The sequence below is a fragment of the Mucilaginibacter sp. P4_G9 genome (assembly GCF_056400985.1).
Window position 1 is genome coordinate 1 of the sequence record NZ_JBFUKF010000459.1, and the last position, 3,799, is coordinate 3,799.

5 protein-coding genes are annotated in these 3,799 nt (G+C 39.5%); all 5 read left to right on the forward strand.

Annotated elements, in window-relative coordinates; all coding sequences use genetic code 11:
* The first annotated feature begins 258 nt into the window (after nucleotides 1-258).
* Nucleotides 259-981 carry a head GIN domain-containing protein gene (locus AC1DPZ_RS23680; protein ID WP_477408101.1) on the forward strand — a complete coding sequence of 241 codons (723 nt, stop codon included), beginning with the start codon at nucleotides 259-261 and terminating at the stop codon, nucleotides 979-981.
* Between the two features lie 40 nt (nucleotides 982-1,021).
* Nucleotides 1,022-1,999: a c-type cytochrome gene (locus tag AC1DPZ_RS23685; RefSeq protein WP_477408103.1), complete on the forward strand. Its 978-nt coding sequence runs from the start codon at nucleotides 1,022-1,024 to the stop codon at nucleotides 1,997-1,999.
* A 31-nt stretch (nucleotides 2,000-2,030) separates the two neighbouring features.
* Entirely contained in the window at nucleotides 2,031-2,561 is a 531-nt protein-coding gene (locus tag AC1DPZ_RS23690) for a hypothetical protein (protein WP_477408105.1), read from the forward strand.
* A gap of 12 nt (nucleotides 2,562-2,573) precedes the next feature.
* Nucleotides 2,574-2,852: a helix-turn-helix domain-containing protein gene (locus AC1DPZ_RS23695; protein WP_477408107.1), complete on the forward strand. Its 279-nt coding sequence runs from the start codon at nucleotides 2,574-2,576 to the stop codon at nucleotides 2,850-2,852.
* A 146-nt stretch (nucleotides 2,853-2,998) separates the two neighbouring features.
* Nucleotides 2,999-3,799 (forward strand): trigger factor (locus AC1DPZ_RS23700; RefSeq protein ID WP_477408109.1); only part of this gene is annotated, 801 nt, incomplete at its 3' end.

Here is a 3,799-nt window from a genome sequence, read left to right on the forward strand (position 1 = left end):
CAGCTACTATGTATACCTTAAACCACAACTTACAATCAAGTGTAAACAACAATAACTTTGTTGCCGATACTTACAACGATAAAGTAACCAATGGCACTATAGCTAAAAACGAGAATGATTTAGCCGTCCTTTAATTATAAAACCAGCTTTTGCAAAAGTCCATCATATATTTTGAAAAGCTATCGCTCAAATGCGGTAGCTTTTTTTATTTTTGATGTAACTTCCTGTTTATAAACAGCGTCATAAAAAAGAAATACCATGAAAAAGTTTAGTTTAAATATCGCAGTACTAATTGCTATTGTATCGGTTAGTGCATTTTCATCATGCCGTTTCAGGTGCGTACACGGATCTGGTAACGTTACTACCGAAAACCGTAAGGCCAATGAGTTTACCAAACTGGATATTTCTGGTGAATTTAAGGTTAATTTAAAACAGGATAGTTCATTAACCATCAGCATTACGGGCGATGATAACCTGCTTAAATATGTATCAACATCTGTTGAAGGGAACCAGTTAACCATTAAATCTAAAAAGAATTTTTGCAAGGAAGATAGTATTGTGGTTAACGTAGGGATCCGTCATCTGAAAGAAATTGGTGCATCGGGCGCGGTAACTGTTTCTTCAATTGGTAAAATAAATACCGGCGATATTAAGTTTGACCTGTCGGGCGCTACCAGGATAAACCTTGATCTGAACGCCGCCAATGTAGTAACCGAAGGCAGTGGCATGAGTGAACTGAATTTAACCGGGCAGGCGGCATCACACCATGTAGAATCAAGCGGGGTATCTAAGATCAATGCCTTTGATTTTGTGGTTGGCGATTATGTGATCAACACTTCGGGAGTAAGCCATTGCCGGATCAACGTATTAAAAACATTAAATATACACTCAAGTGGTGCCGCCGATATTGATTATAAGGGTTCACCATCAACAGTAAATAACGATAAATCAGGAGCATCAACTGTAAAAAAGGTTGATTGATGTAGCCTGAAAGTAAAAACCTCAACCTAATAACCTTATCATGAAAAAGTTTTTAAAGTATACAGCTTACGCTGTAGTAGCTGTAATTTTAATTGTAGTTGGCGGCGTATCGTATATTACGCTGGCCCTGCCCAATGTTGGCGACCCCGCTAATATTAAAGTAGATGCCACCCCGCAGCGTATTGAGCGGGGCAGGTACCTGGCCAACCATGTAACCTTGTGTATGGATTGCCACTCCACCCGCGACTGGACTAAATTTGCCGGCCCTATGATAACGGGTACCGAAGGCAAAGGCGGCGAAAAGTTTGATGCCAGTGTAGGTTTTCCGGGTAATGTAGCAGTGCCCAACATTACACCATACCATTTAGGTAACTGGACCGATGGTGAGCTCTTTCGCGCTATTACAACCGGTGTTAAAAAGGATGGTTCGGCTATATTCCCGCTGATGCCCTGGCCAAGCTATTCAAAAATGAGCAGGGAGGATGTGTATAGTGTTATTGCCTACCTGCGCAGCCTTAAACCTATCGAAACAAATTATCCTAAAGGTAAACTTGATTTTCCGTTAAATGTACTGGTACATACCATGCCGCAAAAGGCAACATTGGGTACTGTACCCAGCGAAAAAGATACCCTTAAGTAYGGCGAATACCTGGTAACCATTGCAGCCTGTAAAGATTGCCATAGCCAGGTAAATCAGGGTAAAATAATAGCCGGGCTTGAATATGCCGGTGGGCGGGAGTTTACTATACCCGGAGCAGGGATTGTACGGTCGGACAATATAACGGCGGATAAAGCTACAGGTATTGGTTCATGGACTAAGGAACAATTTGTAAGCCATTTTAAGCTATATGCTGATAGTACCAAAAAAATGCTTAGTGTAAAACCGGGTGAATTTCAATCAATTATGCCCTGGTACAAGTACGCGGGGATGAAAGTCGGCGATCTGGAAGCAATATACGCTTATGTTAAAACTATTAAGCCGGTAAAAAATCAGGTTGTGAAATTTATGGCGAAGTAAATGGGCGTTTAAATTGTAAATTAACTTATAAGTGAATATATTTGCATTGGAGGTGTGGGATAATGAAGGTGAAAAATGTGTATTTTACAGCGTGCGGCTGGAGGATGCAACGGAAAGTGAAACGGATAAATTTTTTAATAAATACGATGCGATTCCTGAATTAAAATTACCAACGCAGCAATTGTTGAGTTTTGTACTTGATAGTATAGGTAATGACCATGGAGCAATTGACGCGTTGTTTAACCGGCAGGAGAATCAAGTTTCCGGGCTACCAAATGCAGGAAAGGTAAAAATAAGACAAATACTGTTTGCATATCCTAATTTTCCACTCCGTTTGTACGCTTTGCGAGTTAATAACCGGAACGATATTGTCATTTTGTTCAATGGCGGCATCAAATCTGCCTGGACAAATCAAGACAGTAAGGATATTCACCTAAAATGGGTTGAAGCTTGCCAGTTTGCAAAACGTATTGAAGACGCATTAAGGGAAGGTGAAATTATAATTGATGAAAGTAAAAGAAGAATTCTTTCTGCCAATTACACCGAAGAAATTTTTCTTTAAAATAAAAAATGTATGAGAAGTAAAGTAGCACAAAGGATACAGGATGAAACTCCACAGGAGGTACGCATTTTTGTTCGCCAGTATACCGACATCGTAGTTAGAATCAACGAACTAATGCGGGAGAGGGGCTATACACAAAAGGATCTGGCTACAAAAATGAATAAAAAGCCATCTGAAATTAATAAGTGGCTTAAAGGAAACCATAACTTAACGCTGAAAACACTTGCCAAGTTAGAGGCAGAATTAGGTGCACCCCTTATATACACCTCTCGTGAGTATACCAACGCCTGATTAATATTTTAGTCAGTTGTGCCGGTAAAGTAATTACTGTTTAAATTAAAAATAAATTCATACTTTTGCGCCTCGAAATTTGTATAGTCCGCAATTGATTTTCGGTCTACGGTTTCAATAGATCAATTAAAATACCCGGTAGAAAGATGAATATTACACAGGAAAAAGTAGATGCCCTGAATGCTGTTGTTAAGATCAACATCAACCCCGAAGATTATCAGCCACGCGTTGATAAAGCGATAAAGGAAAACGCAAAAAAAGCAAAATTACCGGGTTTTCGCCCGGGTATGGTGCCAGCATCACATATAAAAAGAATGTACGGTAAAAGCATATTGGTTGACGAGATCAATAACTTATTACAGGATACTTTAACCAATTACATAGACGAGCAGAAGCTGCAGGTGTTAGGCCAGCCGCTACCTAAGCTTGATAACGAAAAGGAATATAACTGGGATTTTAATGATGATTTTGAATTTAACTATGAGCTGGGCTTAGCTCCTGAGTTTAATATCGACTTTTCATCAAAAGATAAGGTTACCCAATACGTAATCAAAGTTGATGAGGAAACATTGGCTTCACGTATCAAAAATATTCGCCGCAGTTATGGCAAAATGACAAATCCTGACGTATCGGCAGATGATGACGTGCTTTACAGCGAATTGGTTCAGCTTTCTCCGGATGGTAGTGTTTTTGAGGGTGGGATAAGCAATACCGCATCTGTGCGTTTAGACCAGATCAAGGATGAAGCCATTAAAGCTTCGTTGATTGGCCTTAAAAAAGGTGATGTATTAACGTTTGATATTCAGAAAGCTTATGATAACGATGCAGCTAAGGTTGCAGGGTTATTAAAGATAGAAGAAGATGAAGCGGCTGATTTAAAATCAAGCTTTCAGTTAATTGTTAAAAACGTTAACCGTTTAGAGGAAGGTGATTTGAACCAGGAGTTC

Coding starts and splice junctions, on each gene's coding strand:
- AC1DPZ_RS23695 (WP_477408107.1), top strand. CDS start 2,574: ATGAGAAGTAAAGTAGCACAAAGGATACAGGATGAAACTCCACAGGAG.
- AC1DPZ_RS23680 (WP_477408101.1), top strand. CDS start 259: ATGAAAAAGTTTAGTTTAAATATCGCAGTACTAATTGCTATTGTATCG.